General features: G+C 70.4%; 19 protein-coding genes. All 19 read left to right on the top strand.

Features of this window, described 5'->3' with window-relative positions:
• Position 1: 1 nt before the first annotated feature.
• Positions 2–220 carry an MbtH family protein gene (locus tag ACIQFZ_RS33110; RefSeq protein ID WP_365424910.1) on the top strand — a complete coding sequence of 73 codons (219 nt, stop codon included), beginning with the start codon at positions 2–4 and terminating at the stop codon, positions 218–220.
• Between the two features lie 88 nt (positions 221–308).
• Complete coding sequence (locus ACIQFZ_RS33105) at positions 309–566, top strand: acyl carrier protein (RefSeq protein ID WP_365424912.1); 258 nt, start codon at positions 309–311, stop codon at positions 564–566.
• Positions 567–617: 51 nt separating this feature from the next.
• Complete coding sequence (locus ACIQFZ_RS33100; RefSeq protein WP_365424914.1) at positions 618–1,157, top strand: DUF3995 domain-containing protein; 540 nt, start codon at positions 618–620, stop codon at positions 1,155–1,157.
• Complete coding sequence (gene sbnA, locus ACIQFZ_RS33095) at positions 1,157–2,161, top strand: 2,3-diaminopropionate biosynthesis protein SbnA (RefSeq protein WP_365424916.1); 1,005 nt, start codon at positions 1,157–1,159, stop codon at positions 2,159–2,161. Before ACIQFZ_RS33100 ends, sbnA begins: the two co-directional genes overlap by 1 nt.
• Position 2,162: 1 nt before the next feature.
• Complete coding sequence (gene sbnB / locus ACIQFZ_RS33090; protein ID WP_365424918.1) at positions 2,163–3,170, top strand: 2,3-diaminopropionate biosynthesis protein SbnB; 1,008 nt, start codon at positions 2,163–2,165, stop codon at positions 3,168–3,170.
• 65 nt (positions 3,171–3,235) lie between these two features.
• Positions 3,236–3,976, top strand: coding sequence for a 3-oxoacyl-[acyl-carrier-protein] reductase (fabG, locus tag ACIQFZ_RS33085; protein ID WP_365776069.1), 741 nt, complete (start codon positions 3,236–3,238; stop codon positions 3,974–3,976).
• Positions 3,973–4,407, top strand: coding sequence for a 3-hydroxyacyl-ACP dehydratase FabZ family protein (locus ACIQFZ_RS33080; RefSeq protein ID WP_402692955.1), 435 nt, complete (start codon positions 3,973–3,975; stop codon positions 4,405–4,407). The genes fabG and ACIQFZ_RS33080 overlap by 4 nt, the downstream gene beginning before the upstream one ends.
• Positions 4,394–4,870: a 3-hydroxyacyl-ACP dehydratase gene (locus tag ACIQFZ_RS33075; RefSeq protein ID WP_365776068.1), complete on the top strand. Its 477-nt coding sequence runs from the start codon at positions 4,394–4,396 to the stop codon at positions 4,868–4,870. The genes ACIQFZ_RS33080 and ACIQFZ_RS33075 overlap by 14 nt, the downstream gene beginning before the upstream one ends.
• Before the next feature lie 64 nt (positions 4,871–4,934).
• Positions 4,935–5,192 (top strand): acyl carrier protein, encoded by a 258-nt coding sequence (locus ACIQFZ_RS33070; protein ID WP_365776067.1) that lies wholly within the window; start codon positions 4,935–4,937, stop codon positions 5,190–5,192.
• A gap of 5 nt (positions 5,193–5,197) precedes the next feature.
• Positions 5,198–6,406, top strand: a complete 1,209-nt coding sequence (locus ACIQFZ_RS33065) for a beta-ketoacyl-[acyl-carrier-protein] synthase family protein (RefSeq protein ID WP_365431942.1) — start codon at positions 5,198–5,200, stop codon at positions 6,404–6,406.
• A complete protein-coding gene (locus ACIQFZ_RS33060; RefSeq protein ID WP_376651614.1) occupies positions 6,403–7,590 on the top strand; it encodes a beta-ketoacyl synthase N-terminal-like domain-containing protein in 1,188 nt (395 codons plus the stop codon). Before ACIQFZ_RS33065 ends, ACIQFZ_RS33060 begins: the two co-directional genes overlap by 4 nt.
• On the top strand, positions 7,565–8,701 hold the full coding sequence (locus ACIQFZ_RS33055; RefSeq protein WP_402692954.1) for a beta-ketoacyl synthase N-terminal-like domain-containing protein: 1,137 nt from the start codon (positions 7,565–7,567) through the stop codon (positions 8,699–8,701). Before ACIQFZ_RS33060 ends, ACIQFZ_RS33055 begins: the two co-directional genes overlap by 26 nt.
• Entirely contained in the window at positions 8,698–9,672 is a 975-nt protein-coding gene (locus ACIQFZ_RS33050; protein WP_365431951.1) for a beta-ketoacyl synthase N-terminal-like domain-containing protein, read from the top strand. Before ACIQFZ_RS33055 ends, ACIQFZ_RS33050 begins: the two co-directional genes overlap by 4 nt.
• Before the next feature lies 1 nt (position 9,673).
• Positions 9,674–11,524 (top strand): serine aminopeptidase domain-containing protein, encoded by a 1,851-nt coding sequence (locus tag ACIQFZ_RS33045; protein ID WP_402692953.1) that lies wholly within the window; start codon positions 9,674–9,676, stop codon positions 11,522–11,524.
• Positions 11,521–12,249 carry a 2-hydroxychromene-2-carboxylate isomerase gene (locus tag ACIQFZ_RS33040; protein ID WP_402692952.1) on the top strand — a complete coding sequence of 243 codons (729 nt, stop codon included), beginning with the start codon at positions 11,521–11,523 and terminating at the stop codon, positions 12,247–12,249. Before ACIQFZ_RS33045 ends, ACIQFZ_RS33040 begins: the two co-directional genes overlap by 4 nt.
• Positions 12,250–12,265: 16 nt before the next feature.
• The gene (locus tag ACIQFZ_RS33035; protein ID WP_383059488.1) at positions 12,266–12,739 is read left to right on the top strand and encodes a cobalamin B12-binding domain-containing protein; all 474 of its coding nucleotides are present in this window, start codon (positions 12,266–12,268) and stop codon (positions 12,737–12,739) included.
• The gene (locus tag ACIQFZ_RS33030) at positions 12,736–14,064 is read left to right on the top strand and encodes a methylaspartate mutase (RefSeq protein ID WP_402692951.1); all 1,329 of its coding nucleotides are present in this window, start codon (positions 12,736–12,738) and stop codon (positions 14,062–14,064) included. The genes ACIQFZ_RS33035 and ACIQFZ_RS33030 overlap by 4 nt, the downstream gene beginning before the upstream one ends.
• Positions 14,018–14,626: a hypothetical protein gene (locus ACIQFZ_RS33025; protein ID WP_365434902.1), complete on the top strand. Its 609-nt coding sequence runs from the start codon at positions 14,018–14,020 to the stop codon at positions 14,624–14,626. Before ACIQFZ_RS33030 ends, ACIQFZ_RS33025 begins: the two co-directional genes overlap by 47 nt.
• A gap of 110 nt (positions 14,627–14,736) precedes the next feature.
• Positions 14,737–15,582 carry a thioesterase II family protein gene (locus ACIQFZ_RS33020; protein WP_383059492.1) on the top strand — a complete coding sequence of 282 codons (846 nt, stop codon included), beginning with the start codon at positions 14,737–14,739 and terminating at the stop codon, positions 15,580–15,582.
• The last annotated feature ends 629 nt before the right edge of the window (positions 15,583–16,211 follow it).

The following is a 16,211-nucleotide window of genomic DNA, read 5'->3' as shown; positions in this document are numbered from 1 at the left end:
TATGAGCAACCCGTTCGACGACGCCGACGCCACCTACCTGGTGCTGGTCAACGACGAGGGCCAGCACTCCCTGTGGCCCAACTTCGCCGAGGTACCGGCCGGCTGGACCACCGCCCACGGCCCCGACGGCCGCCAGGCGTGCCTGGACCACATCAACGAGAACTGGACCGACATGCGCCCCAAGAGCCTTGTCGACGCCATGGACCAGGCCGCCTCCTGACAGTGGTCCCGTAGACACCACCCCCCACACCGCAACACCCATCGAAGAACACACCGCACCAAGCGGAACCCACCTGAAGGAGTTAACCGTGTCCGAAGCCCGTGACCAGCACCTGGACGAACTGCGCGAGATCGTCGCCGAGGTGCTCGAGGCCGAGCCGGAGGAGATCACCGAGACCGGTTCGTTCGTGGAGGAGCACGAGGCGGACTCGCTGCGGGCCATCGAGATCCTCGCCAGGATCGAGAAGAAGTACAAGATCGACATCCCGCAGTCCGAGCTGCCCGAGATGGGCAACCTCAAGGCCGTCTACGACGTGGTGGCCAAGCAGGCCGGCTGGCAGGACTGACCCTCTTCCGCCAGGCGACGACGTCACGAGGAAAGAAGACGGACGACGGACATGCGTGCTGCAACAGCTCGGGAAACCGGTCGACGCACCGGCAAACGGCAGAAGGCCTGGGCCGGCCACGCCGCCGCGGTGCTGGCCATCGTCTTCGGCCTGTTCAGTTTCTACTGGGCGGCCGGAGGCACCTTCGCCATCGACACCCTCGGCGGCGCCATCCAGCGGATGGCTGAACGCCGGGACCCCGGATTCATCGCCGTCGTCTGGATCACCGGCGCACTCAAGATCGCGGGCGGTCTCTTCTCGCTGTCGCTCGTCCGGCCGTGGGGCCGCGTCGTCCCCCGCCCCCTGATGCTGACGGCGGGCTGGGGCGGCGCGGCACTGCTGAGCGTCTACGGGGCTCTGCAGGTCGGCAGCCTGCTCCTGGTGGCGCTCGGCGTGCTCACCCCCTCCGACCCCGTCGAATGGAAGCCGCTGCTGTGGCGTCTGTTCGTCTGGGACATGTCGTTCCTGGTGTGGGGAATCCTGCTCTTCCTCGCCACCCGGACTTACGTGATCAACCATCCGCGGCGCCCAGAAAGGCGCGTAGGACATTGATGTACGACACCGCGCAGGACCTGGTCTTCGACCGCGTCTTCCTGCGGCTCGACGGACTCGTCCCCGATATCCGGCTGCTGCTCAAGATCGAGGGATTCAACCCGGCCGGCTCGATCAAACTGAAGACCGCCATCGGCCTCATCGAGGACGCCGAGCGGTGGAACCTCCTCCGCCCGGGCGGCCACATCATCGAGTCGTCCTCGGGAAACCTGGGCGTGGCGCTCAGCTCCGTGTGCGCCGCCAGGGGATATCACTTCACCTGCGTCACCGACCCGAACACCTCCCCGCAGAACGCCGCCATGATCCGGGCATTCGGCGCGCAGGTGGTGGTCGTCGACACCAAGGACGCCAACGGCGGATACCTGCAGTCGAGGATCGACTACATCCACCACCGGCTCCAGCAGGACACCTCTCTGTTCTGGCCCAACCAGTACGCCAACGAGGCCAACCCCCGCATCCACCGGGAACGCACCGCCGTGGCCATCCTCGAGGAGGTCCCCGAGGTCGACCACCTGTTCATCGGCGCCGGCACCACCGGCACCCTGATGGGCTGCGCGGCCTACTTCCGCGACCGCTCCCCGCGCACCCGGATCGTCGCCGTGGACACCGCCGGTTCCGTCACCTTCGGCTTCCCGCCCGGAAAACGGCACCTGCCCGGCCTCGGCACCAGCCGCAGGCCCGAGCTGTGCGACCCCGAACTCGTCGACGACATCGTCATCGTCCCCGAGGCTGACGCGGTCCGCACGTGCCGCGCCATCGCCCGGAGCCAGGGCATCGCCGTGGGCGGCTCCACCGGCTCCGTCCTCGCGGCCGTGGCACGCAAGGGACCCGCACTGCCGCCCGGATCCACCGTGGTGGCCATCTCACCGGACACCGGGGACCGCTACCTCAACACCGTCTACAACGACGCCTGGGTCGCCGAACACTTCGGACACCAGGCGCTGACCCCGCCGGAGGCCGGAGACCACCCGGACTCCGACGGTTCACTGCTCCTGAAAGGCTGACATGTTCGACTTCCACGTCGTCAGCGGCGAAACCGCCCGCCGCGTCATCGACCGCTCCCGGTCGAAAATCGTCGACGAGGTACGCGACACCTACCTCACCCACGACCTGGGTGACTCGGTCAACCCCAACAGCTACTTCCTGCGCTTCCCCGACAAGCCCGACAGCCGCATCATCGCCCTGCCCGCCTATCTGGGCGGCCGGCACTCGGTCGCCGGCATCAAGTGGATCGCCAGCTTCCCCGCCAACATCGAACACTCGGTGCCGCGCGCCTCGGCCGTCCTGCTACTCAACGACTACGAGACCGGCTACCCCTTCGCCTGCCTGGAGGCCGCGCAAATCAGCGCCGCCCGCACCGCGGCCTCCGCCGTGCTCGCCGCCGAGACGTTCACCGGCGGCCGCAGTGCCCGACGGCTGCTGGTCATCGGCGCGGGCATCATCGCCCGCAACATCCTGGAGTTCTTCGCCGACCGCGACTGGCAGATCGACGAGGTACTGGTGCACGACCAGGACCCGCGGTACGCCGAATCCCTCACCGCATACGTGTCCAACACCCTCGGACGCCCGGCACGCACCGCGCCCGCCCGCGACGAGGCGATCGCGGAAGCCGATCTGGTGGTGCTCGCCACCACCGCCGCCGAGCCCTACCTCACCCGGCCCAGCACCTTCACCTCCGGCCAGGTCGTCCTCAACATCTCGCTGCGGGACATCGGCCCGGACATCATCGCGGGCTCCTACAACTTCCTCGACGACATCGACCACTGCCTCACCGCCAACACCTCACCCCACCTGGCCGAGCAGAAGTTCGGCCACCGCGACTTCGTCAACGGCACCCTCGCGGACGTGATCCGCGGCCGCCGGCGCGTGCTGCGCGACCAGCCCGTCATCTTCTCCCCCTTCGGACTCGGCGTCCTCGACCTCGCCGTGGGCGCGTTCGTGTACAGCGAAGCCCGAGAGGAGAAGGAAACCACCGCCATCGAGGACTTCTTCGGCGAGACCACCCGCTGGTGAGCCTCCCACCGTCCCCGCACCACCACTGAACCGACATCCGCACCCGAAGCACGAGGTAACTTCCCATGCCCACACAACGCCGTGCTCTTGTCACCGGGGGATCGCGCGGTATCGGCGCGAGCGTCGCCCTCCGCCTCGCCCAGGACGGAATGGACATCGCCTTCTGCTACCGCAGCGAGAAGGAACGCGCCCAGGAAACGGCCGAGCGGATTCGCGAGACGGGCGTGCGCTGCTTCCACGCCCCCTGCGACGTCGCGGACTTCGAGGCCGTCCAGTCCTTCATCAAGGAGGCCGAGACTGAACTCGGCCCCCTGGACACCCTCGTCAACTCGGCCGGCATCGTCCGTGACAACCCGCTCGTGCTGATGCCGGTGGAGGACTGGGCGGCCGTCATCGACGCCAGCCTGACCGGCGCATTCAACTTCTGCCGGTCGATGGCGTTCGGCTTCATGAAGCGCAAACAGGGCGTCATCGTCAACATCTCCTCGGTGGCCGGCGTCTACGGCAACCGGGCCCAGACCAACTACTCCGCCGCCAAGGCCGGGATCAACGGCATGAGCAAGGCCCTCGCCAAGGAACTCGCTCCCTACGGCCTGCGGGTCAACGTCGTCGCCCCCGGCTTCATCGAGACCGACATGACCGCGGGCCTCAGCGACAAGATGCGCGCCCAGGCGCTTGATCTCGTCCCGCTGCGCCGCTTCGGCGTCCCCGAGGACGTGGCCGAACTGGTGTCGTTCCTGGTCTCCGACCGGGCCGGTTACATCACCGGGCAGGTGCTCCAGGTCGACGGGGGCATCGTCCTGTGAGCCGTTCCTTCGCCGCCCCGCTGGCCGCGGTCGACACCGTGGACGTCGCGGACACCGCGGCCGGCGGGCGGGTCGAGGCGGTCAAGCGGATCGTCGCCGGCGACCCGTATCTGGCCGGACACTACCCGGACTTCACCATCTACCCTGGCGTGTTCACCCTCGAATCCGTGCAGCAGGCCATCCGCCACTGGGCCACGCGACGGCACGGTCCGGGCACGGTGGCCGAGTTGACCGCCATCACCTCGATCAGCTTCGCGGCCCCGCTGCTGCCTGGGGACACCCTGCGCATCGGCTGCGACCTGTCCGAACATGAAGACACCCCGGGGGCGGTCCGGGCCAAGGTCCGCTGCCACCGCGGGGACGGTGCGCTGTCCGCCCGGATGACCCTCGAACTGCGCATCGAGCGGACGGACGACGATGACGACGCTTGAACACGCCGACATCCGGCGCATCCTCCCGCACCGTCACCCCGTCCTGCTCGTGGACCGCGTCCTGGAGATTGAACCTGGGGTGCGCCTCGTCGCCACCAAGACCGTGACCGGCAGCGAACCCTGTTACGCGGGACTGGACGAGGACCTTCCCGCGTCCGCGTACGCATATCCGGCCTCCCTGCTCGTGGAGTCGTTCGGGCAGAGCGGTGCCGTGCTGTGGCTGTACTCCGCCGCCGCGAAGGGCGAACAGCGTGGGGGAACCCTCATCTTCGGCTCCGCCCGGGACGTGACGATCACCGGCGGCGCATACCCGGGCGACGTGCTGCGCCACGTCGTCGAGATCGACCGCATCATCGGCGACAACGCCTTCATGCGCGGGGAGATCTGGGTGGGCGACCGCCGGATCGCCACCCTCGGCTCGGTCCTCGCCGTCGTACGCGACGGCCTCGACCAGGGCACCTGACCCACCCCACCCCCAAAGCCGCACACCACCGGCCCCATCCCCAGCCAGACTCAGGAGAACACCCATGTCCGAAGCCCGTGACCAGCACCTGGACGAGCTGCGCGAGATCGTCGCCGAAGTCCTCGAGGCCGAGCCGGAGGAGATCACCGAGACCGGTTCGTTCGTGGAGGAGCACGAGGCGGACTCGCTGCGGGCCATCGAGATCCTCGCCAGGATCGAGAAGAAGTACAAGATCGACATCCCGCAGTCCGCACTGCCCGAGATGGGCAACCTCAAGGCCGTCTACGACGTCGTGGCCGAGCAGGCCGGCTGGCAGGACTGATCACCATGGACCGACGTGTCGTCATCACCGGACTCGGACCCATCTCCAGCATCGGCATCGGCGTCAAGGCCTTCGGTCTGGCGCTGCGCGCCGGCGCCAGCGGCATATCCCCGATCTCCAGCTTCGACTCCTCCGGCTTCCCGCACTTCATGGCCGGTGAGGTCGCAGACTTCGATCCCCGCGCGTTGCTGCACACCATCTCGCCCTTCGAGTGGGGCCGATCCAGCCTGTTCGCGGCCGCGGCCGCGCGACTGGCCGTCGAGGACGCCGGTCTGGACGAGGAGACGCTGGCCGACGCCGCCGCCGGCTCCAGCATCGGCACCACCAGCGGCGAGTCCCAGGTCATCGAGGCACTGACCGCCGAATGGGTGGACGGCGGGCTGTCCGGCGTCACCCCCGCTCACGTCGCCCAGGTCCCCGCTGCCCGGCTGGCCACTGCCGTCAACCAGGAACTCGGCCTCACCGGAGAAGCCGTGACCCTGTCCACGGCCTGCTCGGCCAGCAACTACGCGCTGGGCTACGCCTACGATCAGATCGTCACCGGCGACGCCGACTACATGATCGCCGGAGGCGCGGACTCGGTATGCCGCTGGGCCCACGCCGGCTTCTACCGGCTCGGCGCCCTCACCGAGAAGGTCTGCTCGCCCTTCGACAAGGACCGCTCAGGCATCCTCACCGGCGAGGGCGGCGCCGCCCTCTTCCTGGAGACCCTGCAGTCGGCCACCGCACGCGGCGCGCACATCTACGCCGAGGTGCTCGGCTACGGCCTCAACTGCGACGCCAACCACATGGTCGCCCCCGACCCCGTCAGCATTGCCGAGTGCATGCGGCGGGCCCATCGCAACGCCGGCATCAGCCCCGCCGACGTCGACTACATCTGCGCCCACGGCACTGGCACCCCGGCGAACGACGCCATGGAGGCCCAGGCCGTCGTCGAGGTCTTCGGCGACCGGCCCCCGCCGATCAGCTCCATCAAGTCCATGCTCGGCCACACCATGGGCGCCGCCAGCGGATTCGGCGCGATCGCCTCCGCGCTCGCCATCGACGAGGGCTTCCTGCCCCCGACCACCAACTACAACACGCCCGACCCCGAACTGCCTGCCATCGACCCCGTGCCCAACGAGAGCCGCCCGGCACACCCCAAGGTCGTGCAGAACAACGGCTTCGCCTTCGGCGGCAACAACGCCATCACCATCCTCGGACAGGTCGTATGAACACCACAGCTGCCCTCGCCCCGGATCCCACCGGCCCCCGCTCCCGCACCACCCGCGACACCACCCTCGCCATCACCGGCTGGGGCGTCGTCTCCTCCCTGGCCATCGGCGCCGACGAGTTCACCGCGGCCCTCCGCGAAGGCCGCAGCGGACTGCGCGACGTCACCGGTATGTTCGACGAGGACCTGCCCGAGGACCAGGCCTTCGCCCTGCCCGACTTCAAGGTTCGCGACCATCTCGGCCGCAAGGGCACCAGCTTTTTCGACCGCAGCACCGCGCTCGGGCTGCTGGGCTGCACCCTCGCCCTCGACGACACCGACCTGACCGTCACGGACGACAACCGCGACCGGGTAGGCATCGTCCTGGGCACCACCGCCGGCAGCATCAAGGCCACCAGCGACTACAGCCGCGAGACCCTGGAGAACGACCGGCCGTACCTGGTCAACCCGGTGCTGTTCCCCAACACCGTGATGAACTGCGCGGCCGGCCAGTCCGCGATCTGGCACAAGCTCAAGGGCGTCAACGCCACCGTCGCCGCCGGCCAGCTCGCCGGACTGAGCGCCCTGCGCTACGCCCGCAACCAGATCCGGCGCGGCTACGCCGACGCCCTGCTCGTCGGCTCTGTCGAGGAGTTCAGCCCGCACACCGCCTGGTTCACCCACCGTCAGCACTCCGCCGACGATGGCCGGGCCAAGGTCGGCGAGGGCTCCGCCGTCTTCGTCGTCGAGGACGCCTCGACGGTACGAGAACAGGGACGCCGGCCCGACGCCGAGGTCCTGGCCGTTGAGGTGGGCACCTACGCCGCCCCGGGCCGGGAACCCGACGCCGGGGCCGGGCTCGCCGGCTGCATCCGCCGCGCGCTGGAGCGCGCCGGAGTGGAGCCGGCCGACGTGCGGGCGCTCGCCACCGGAGAGTGCGGCATCGCCCGCCTGGACGACATCGAGCGCCGCGGCACCGACGCCGCGCTCGGCACCGCGGTGTGGCGGGTGCAGGCCAAGGAGTGGGTCGGCGAATGCCACAGCGCCTCCGGCTCGCTGCAGATCGCGGCCCTGCTGGCCGGCCACCGCAACCACCCGGAGCTGGACGGGGCGGTGTCCGTGGTGACCTCGGTCTCCCCCGACGGCAATGTCGGCGCGGCCGTACTGAGGGGGTGGCACCGTGCACGTGGCGATCACCGGGGCTGACCTGCTCACCTGCCACGGCGGCACCGAGCCCACCTACGCCGCCCTGGCCAAGGGCGTCGACGGCAGCCAGGCGCTGCGGTTCTACGACAGCGACCGCATCAACGTCACCCGCGGCTACTACGTGGACGATGACGTGGACGGCGGCGACGAACTGCTGTTGCGGGCCGGGCGCTGGCTCGCCCGCTGCGTCCTGGGCGCCGTCCGCCAGGCCGGGGTGGACCCGGCCCGCGAGCGGGTGTCCGTCATCGTCGGCACCGGGTTGCGCGAGTTGCGGGCCGTCGAGCGCTGGGCCCTGGACGGCGTCCCGGTGCGCCGCAGGGACCTGCACTTCACCACCGCCGTACGCGAGGTGCTGCCCGAGGCCGCTGAGGTCATCACGTTGTCCAACGCGTGCTCCGCGTCCGGACACGCCCTCGCACTCGCCCAGGACCTGCTCGCGGCGGGCGAGGCCGACGCGGTGGTGGCGGCGGGCTGCGACGCGATGAGCGAGTCCATGCTCACCATGATCGGCCGGGTGGCCGACGCCCCCACGCCGGCGCTTCAGCCTTTCCAGGAGGGCCGCGCCGGAGTCCTGCTGGGCGAGGGCGCCGTGGCGGTCGTGCTGCGCCGTGCCACCGACGCGGGACCCGCTCCGCTCGCCACCGTCCTGGGTACCGGGCTGTCCTGCGACGCCCACCACGAGACCGCCCCGGACGTCGGCGGCATCGTCGCGGCCATGCGTGACGCGCACCGCCGCTCCGGTGTCACCCCGCAGGACATCGGCCTCGTCCTCGCCCACGGCACCGGTACCGCGCTCAACGACCCGACCGAAGCCGCCGCCCTGGACACGGTGTTCGCCGGTGCCGCGCCGGGTCCGCTGGTGACGGGCATCAAGGGGGCGATCGGGCACACCTCCGGCAGCGCGGCACTGATGAGCCTGCTCGTGGCCGCCGAGGCGCTGCGGTCCGGCTCGGTGCCCGCGACGGTGGGGCTGACCGAGCCGATCGAGGCGGCCGCCGGGCTGCGGCTGGTGATCGGTGAACCCGCCTCCTGCGATGCGCGGGTGGCCCAGGTCGATGCCTTCGGATTCGGCGGAGTCAACGCCGTCAGCGTGATCAAGGTGGAGCGATGACCATGAACCCGGACGGCGTGACGGTCACCGCGCACGCCCTCCATGTCCCCTCACTGGCCGACGCACCGGCCGGCGGTGCCGCCGCCGCGACGGCACGGGACCTGTTCGACCGCGTGGCCCCGGAACCCGCCTGCGCCCCGGACCAGGCGCACACCGTACTCGGCCGCAAGGGGCTGCTGTTCAAGGAGGACTCGACCCGGCTGGCGCTGTGCGCCGTCCATCGCGCCTTCGGACTGCCCCCGGGCAAGCTCACCGAGCCGCTGCCCGCAGCGGAGCACACGGCGGTCGTCGTCAGCTCCAACCTCGGCAACGTCCAGACCGTCCGCGACATCGCGGTCGGGATGCGCGCGGGCTCCGCACACGATGTCAGCCCGCTCAACGGCCCCAACGCCTCCAGCAACGTGATCGCCAGCACCCTCGCCATCCGCTACGGCTTCACCGGGCCGAACCTGATGGTCTGCTCGGGTGCCACCTCCGGCCTCGACGCCGTCCGGCTGGGCGCCCTGCTGCTGCGCGGCGAGCGCGCCCGGCGGGTCGTCGTGGTCGGTGTCGAACCCGGCGACGACACGGCCCGCGCCCTGGCCGCGCTCCACCCGGACGCGACTGCCGCGCCGCTCCGGCCGGCAGCCGCCTGCGTCGTACTGGAAACCGGCGGGGACGGACCGCGCCTCGGCGACGTACGCCGCCACCCGCGGCCGGACGAGGCCGCGGAGGATCCCACGGCGTCCACCGCGCTCCGGCTGACCGCCCCCGGCGCCGCCGCTCAAGGTGGCATCGACCTCACCGCGTATCTGGGCGAGGTCTACGGGGCGCTCGGCGTGGTCCAACTCGCAGCGGCCGCCGCCTGGCTGTCTGCCGGGCAGCGCCGCGAGCCGGGCGGGGCACTCATTACCTGCGGTGACGGCGAGGACGGCTACGCCTCGGTACGTCTCGATCCGGCGGACAGCCCCGTCCTCGCGGGAGCCCGCTGACATGGCGAAACCGAACGGGGAACACCCGGTGTCCGGTCCGTACGGGTGGACCCCGGTCGTCGAAACCCGCACAGCGGGCGAACGGCTGACGGTGCTGGGGCCCGCCTCCCCGGCACCGCACCCGGGCGCCCCCGTGGCGGTCCTGGTCCACGGGCTGGAGGGCCACTGGACCGGATGGCATTCACTGGCGGGACATCTGGGAGACCGCTGCCGGACCTACGTGCTGGACCTGCCCTGGCGCGCCGGCAACCACTATCGGTGGCGGCACCACGGCACCCCCGCCCACTGGCTGCGCGAGGCGCTCGCCATGGTCCCCGAGCCCGTTGATGTCGTGATCGGTCACTCCTTCGGCGCCAACGCCGTCCTGGAACACCTGGCCGCCTCGGGTGGCGCACCCCGGCCACGCGCCGCGGTGCTCCTCGCCCCGTTCTTCCGCCCCGAGACCTTCAGGGTGGACTGGCCCCTGTACGACGCGGCGTTCGCGGGCTTCCGCCAGATCATCACCGACGGCGTACGGGTCGGGCTGGGGGAGCGGGCCCGGCGTCTGGAGCCCGACGTGCTGACCGCCATGGCCGAAACCACGGTCGAGCGGATCGGCCCCGTCGGATTCCTCAGCCTGTTCCTCCAGTTCACCGGCACCACCGAGCTGGACCTCGGCGCCGTGACGGTGCCAACCCTCGTCCTGGCGGGGGAGAACGACACGTCCCTGTCCGAGGACCGGGCCGCGGCCCTGGCCGCCGCCATGCCCGCGGCGAGGGTCCGCAGACGTCCCCACTACACGCACTTCTGCCATGCGGAACAGTCCGCCGACGTCGGCGCGGACATCACCGCCTTCCTGACCGACACACCCTTCTCATCACCCTTTTCATCACCCTTCTCATCACAAAAGGAACCACCCATGACCGAGCTTCTGGACGGCACCCTCACCACCCCCGTGGGCCGGCCCCGCTACGAGGGCGCCAACATCCGTACCTGGATCGGGTTCAAGCACTTCATGTACCTGACGGAGGAGGCGATCCTCCAGTACTTCCGCGAGCGCGGGGCCGGCGCCGAGACGCTGTACCACACCTACGGCCTCGGCCTGGAGATCGTCGACCACTCGGTGAGCCTGCCCGCCACTCTCGGCATCGACGACGACGTGACCGCGATCGTGGAACCGGCCAAGCCCAAGCCCGGCCACGGCGCCCCGTTCAAGGTCAGGCTGACCGTGCAGCGGGACGGGGAGAGCGTCACCGTCCTCACCGGCAAGACCCGCGTCGCTCTGGTCACCCTCAAGGACGCCCCGGCCGACGTCCTGCCCGTCCCCGCCCACCTGGAGCCGTACGTCGTCGCCGAGGTGGCCGAGCTCTCGGACGCCGCCGGCCACGACTCCGAGGCCGTTGCCGACGGCGACCTGCAGGCCGTCCTCACCCCGTCCGGCTCCAACGCGTTCCTGTGGTCCTGGCGGATCCCGTACTTCTACTGCCACTTCTCCGACCGGCTCCAGCACTCCGGCTACGTCCGGGCCATGGAGGAGGTCGTGGACCGCTTCCTCGACGACCGCGGCATCTCCATCCGCACCATGCTCGACGAACGCGGCTGGATCCCCGTGGTATCCCGGGCCCGCGTGCACATGCTCGCCGACGCCTTCATGGAAGAGACCCTGCACACCGTGTTCACCGTCCAGGAGATCATCAAGGACGTGATGTACACCGCCGCCTTCGACACCTACGTCCACCGGGACGGTCGGCTGGTGCACACCGCCACCGGAAGCATCATGCACGGCTACGCGGTCAGCCGCGGCGAACAGGCGGGTTCCCTGGCCGAGTTCGACGACACCACGCGCGCCGCGCTGCTGGGAGGCGCCCGATGAAGCGGCCGCCCCGCCTGTACTTCAACCTGCGCAGCCCGTTCAGCTGGATGGGCCTGAAGCGGCTCGAGGAACGCTTCCCGCAGGCCCCCGAGGCCATCGAGTACTACCCGTACTGGGACCCGGACGACAAGACGCGGGCCGCGCTCGAGGAGCGCGACTCCGGCTTCCACTACACCCAGATGAGCAAGGCCAAGCACCTGTACATCCTTCAGGACACCAAGCGGCTCTCGACCCGCTTCGGTTACAAGATGGCCTGGCCCGTGGACATCGACCCGTGGTGGGAGGTGCCACACCTGGCCTGGCTGAAGGCGCGTCACCTCGGCCGTGAGCGCGACTTCTACACGGCCGTGACCGAGGCCCGCTGGGAGCGGGGCGAGAACATCTGCGACCCTGAGGTGCTGCACCGCATCGCCGAGGCCGCCGGGTTCGACGGCGGCGAGATGGTGGCCGCCGTCGACGACGCCGAACTGCGCGCCGAAGGCGTGGACGCCCTCGCCGCCGCCTACGACGACGACGTGTTCGGCATCCCGTACTTCAAGGTCGGACGCCACCGCTTCTGGGGTCTGGACCGGGTCGACGCCTTCCTGGACGAGCTCATCCCCGCCCTGCGGAAGGCCGGCGTGCCCGTGACCGAGCCCACCGAGCCCGCCGCGGAGCAGGTACCGGCCGCACTGCTCGACCGGGTCGGTGCCTATGACTCCGACTCCGCCGGCGGCTGCGGCTGAGGCCAGGAGAGATCCCATGCTCATGAATCCCGTCACCGCGGCCGTCGTCCCACGCGGCCGCAACGTATTGCTCAGCAGCGTGTCCTCGGACTCCCACACCTGGAATCTCGTCTTCCTTCAGCTGCTGATGGAGGAGATGGGTCACCGCGTCGTCAACCTCGGTGCGTGCGTGCCGGACGAACTGCTGATCCAGGAGTGCTCCGCCATCCGTCCCGACCTGGTGGTGATCAGTACGGTCAACGGTCATGGGCAGGTGGACGGCCGCCGGCTGATCGGCAAGGTCCGGGCCCGGCCGGAGATCCGGCACACCCCGGTGGTGATCGGCGGAAAGCTGGGCATCACCGGGGGAGCCCAGGAGGACACGGCGCGCCGGCTCGTCTCGGCCGGATTCAGCGCCGTGTTCTCGGACGACGCCGAACCGGCCGCCCTGGGCCGGTTCCTGGCCTCCCTGGACCTCCCCAGGCCGCACCGGCAGGTCGTCGCCTCATGAGTGCGACCGGCTCGTTCGCGGGGCTCGCCGCCCTCCGGCGCTCGCAGGGCCTGCTCGTCCAGCCCCGTATGGGCTTCAGCGACCCGCGGCAGATGCGCGCGGGCCTGCTGGCCGTGCGTCAGGCGCGCGCGGCCACCGTCGCCACCCTCACCCTCGACAGCTACACCAGGGTCAAGGACTACGCCTCGGTGGAACGCGCGCTCACCGACGGAATCCCGCTCAACGGCTACCCCCTCGTCACACACGGCCCGGCCACCACCCGCGCCGTCCTCGACGGCATCCCGGGACCCGACCTGCCCGTCCAGGTCAGACACGGTTCCGCGGTGCCCGACGACATCATCGCCGCCCTCGTCGAGGCCGGCCTCGACGCCACCGAGGGCGGGCCCGTCTCGTACTGCCTGCCCTACGGCCGGGTACCCCTTCAGGAGGCTACCGCGAGCTGGGCTCGCTCCTGCCGGCGGTTCGCCGAACTCAGGAACCGCGGCATCGAGCCACATCTGGAGAGCTTCGGCGGCTGCATGATGGGCCAGATGTGCCCGCCCGGCCTGCTCATCGCCATCACCGTCCTGGAGGCGCTCTTCTTCCACCAGCACGGACTGCGCAGCGTCTCGCTCAGCTACGCACAACAGACCCATGTCCGCCAGGACGAGGAGGCGGTGGCGGCGCTGAGGTCGCTGGCCACCGCCTTCATTCCGGACGACACCGACTGGCACATCGTTCTGTACACGTACATGGGCAAGTACCCGCGTACGCGCGACGGCGCCCTCCTGGTACTGCGCGCGGCCGCGGAACTAGCGGTCCGCACCGGCGCGACCCGGCTCATCGTCAAGACCCCGGCCGAAGCGCACCGCATCCCCACGATCAAGGAGAACGTCGAGGCCCTGGAACACGCGGCCGCCGCGGCAGCGGCGGCCGAACACGCGGGCACGCCCCACGCACCGCCCGAGGACACCGGCATCGCCACCGAGGCCTGGCAGCTCGTCGAGGCCGTACTCGACCTCCACCCCGACGTCGGCCAGGCCCTGCTGCGCGCCTTCGCCAAGGGCTACCTCGATGTGCCCTACTGCCTGCACTCCGACAACCGCGGACGCGCCCGCGGCTACATCGACGAGACGGGACGACTGCGCTGGGCCTCCGTCGGCGCGATGCCCATCCGGGGCATCACCGGCGGCGAACGCGACCACTCCGTCGGCAGCTCCGAACTGCTGTCGGCGCTGTCGTACGTCGAACGCAAACACGACCTGCTGGCCCTCCGGAGCCAGGACACGAGGACAAGCGATGCACTGGACGCTGGAACGACTGCTGCCGACCTACGACAAGCGTGAACACCACAGCCGCTGGATCGCCGCCCCGCCCGAGCGGGTCTGGCACGAACTCATGGAACTGCGCGCGGGCGACCTCGCCGTGACCCTGGGCCTGATGCGGGCACGAGGCGGCCCCACCGCCTGGGTGAAAGGGGTGGACAAGGGCGCGCACGAGGGGATGGACCTGCGCGTCCTGGAGTCGATGGCACCCCGCGAGATGGCCGCCGACCCGCCACGCGAGGTGGTCCTCGGCGACATCGCCCGCTACGCCGCCTTGCGCCCCTCGCGCCCGGACATCGAACGCGGCGATCCGGAGGCCTTCGCACAGTTCGACGAACCGGGCTGGTCCAAGGCGGTGATGAACTTCCGCCTCGCCCCCGAACGCGACGGCACCCTCCTGTCCACCGAAACCCGGGTCCTGAACACCGACCCCGCTACGCGCCGCGCCTTCACCCTCTACTGGGGTCTCATGCGCGCGGGCAGCGGTGTGATCCGCCACGACATCCTGCGGGCGATAGCGAAAAAGGTGGCACCCGTCCAGAGAGGGGGCCCCGAAAACCCTGGTCCGTCGAAAGCGCCGTAGCGGAGCCCGAGCACCGGGCGTCCTCCGAACTCCCCACCACCCTGCCGAAGCTGTCGAACCCGACACCGGACGAGCTGCACACGCCGTACGCCCCGTGAGAGAACCGGATCGTGACCGTGACCCACCTCGCCACTCCCTGGCTGCGCCGCCCCCGCCCTCACCCGAACCCGGCCGTCCGACTCCTGTGCCTGCCCCACGCCGGTGGCTCCACAGCCCTCTACCGCCGCTGGAAGGACCTGCTGCCACCCGCGATCGAACCGGTCCTGGTCTGCCCACCGGGGCGTGAGCACCGGCTGGACGAACCGCTCCCCACTGAGCTGCCCGAACTGGTGGCGGCATTGGGTCAGGCTGCGGCGCCCCTGCTGGACCGGCCATGGGCGGCGTTCGGACACAGCATGGGGGCCACCGTCGCGCACGAACTGGTCCTGTGGCTACTCGAGCGCGGGCACCGAGCACCGGAGCACCTCTTCCTGTCCGCACGGAGGGCGCCGCAGCACCACCGCGGCGGCACCGCGCACCTCCTGGACGACGACGCCCTCTCCGACCACCTGATCCGACTCGGCGGCACCTCCCGGGAAGTCCTGGCCATGGCCGAACTGCGACAACTGGTGCTGCCCGCCGTACGCGGCGACTACCGGCTCATCGAGACCTACGCCGCGAACCCCGACGGCCCCGTGCCGTGCCCCCTGACCGCACTCCTCGGCACCGCCGACACGGAGGTGACCGCCCAAGAGGCCGAGGGCTGGGAAAAGTGGACTACGGGTCCTTTCCAACTGCTGACCTTCCCCGGCGGCCACTTTTACCTCTCGGACCATCCAGAACCGGTCGTCGAGGCCGTGTGCCGATGGCTGCCCACCCCTCCAAGCAGGGCGACGTCAACAGCCTCATCGCCGCGGAAGGCGACAAACGCACCGCTCGGGACAGGGGCCTCGTCCACATCCAGGCCGAGCGGCTGATCCGAAGATTGCCCTAGGACGACCCTTTTGGCGCTGGACAGCGCACAGCAGGCCGGCCGCGCACGGGGCATCCTCATCGCAGCGGGCACCGAGGTCTATCCCGACCAGGACGTGTTGACGGAAGCTACGCGCCGCACCGGCATCTCCGCCCGTGCCGTTGTTCAAGACCAGGGATCGGTGGGATCCGTTTGAGCGTGCTGTGCTGGAGCGTTGGACGAGGCGGGCGAACTCCGCTCAGGCGCTGGCGTTACGGGCGCGGATCGTGCTGGCGTGTGCCGGACCTGATGTCCCGCCCATCGTCGAGGTGGCCCCGGGGCCTGCGGATTTCCGCGGACACTGTGCGCAAGTGGGCAACGGCGGTTCCTCGCTGAGCGGCTGGACGGCCTGGCCGACGAGCCCCGGCCGGGCCGGCCGCTGCATGCTGCCGGTGCTGGACCAGCCGGTCCTCGCTTACGCGGTCGCCGACTGCCTGGCCGCCGGAGTACGTGAGATCGCCATTGTCACCGCAGCAGGCGAAAGCGGCCGCCAGGTCCGCCACGACCGCACCGAAGACCACGCCCTGCGCGACTACTTCGCCTCCCGCGGCCGGCAGGCGAAGTACGAGCCCCTCGCACACCTGCACCACCAAG

It is taken from the genome of Streptomyces sp. NPDC093064, from assembly GCF_044754605.1.
GTDB lineage: Bacteria > Actinomycetota > Actinomycetes > Streptomycetales > Streptomycetaceae > Streptomyces.
This window is presented reverse-complemented; position numbering and strand designations above follow the sequence as displayed.